The organism is Acinetobacter sp. 809848 (assembly GCF_000581275.1).
Lineage (GTDB): Bacteria > Pseudomonadota > Gammaproteobacteria > Pseudomonadales > Moraxellaceae > Acinetobacter > Acinetobacter pittii.
Window position 1 is genome coordinate 1 of sequence record NZ_JEXG01000200.1, and the last position, 407, is coordinate 407.

Annotated in this window: 1 protein-coding gene; it reads right to left on the reverse strand. The window is 36.6% G+C overall.

Annotated elements, in window-relative coordinates:
• Window positions 1–407 (reverse strand): Ig-like domain-containing protein (locus J536_RS24770; protein ID WP_171071522.1); only part of this gene is annotated, 407 nt, incomplete at both ends.

The following is a 407-nucleotide window of genomic DNA, read 5'->3' on the forward strand; positions in this document are numbered from 1 at the left end:
GTATCCACAACGACTTTTTGCACACTGGTTTCAGATATGTTGCCTGCAACGTCGGTTACTACAGCTTTAAATTGATAAATACCATCAGCCAAATCTTTTTGATTTACTGTCGTTTCCTGCCATGTCTTTCCTTCATCTTTCGATATCCAGTAAGTAATTTGGCTATTGACTTCTTGTCCACTAATTTTTAAATCAAAAGTTTTATCTTGTGTAATTTGATCAGTTGCCGAAACACCTGTATCACTTAAATCAGATAAAGTCAGTTCACCTACTTGTGGTGCTGTTGTATCGACAACAACTTTTTGTATAGCGGTTTCTGATGTATTGCCTGCAACGTCTGTAACTATAGCTTTATATTGGTAAACACCATCGGTTAAATCTTTTTGAGCTACTGTTGTTTCCTGCCA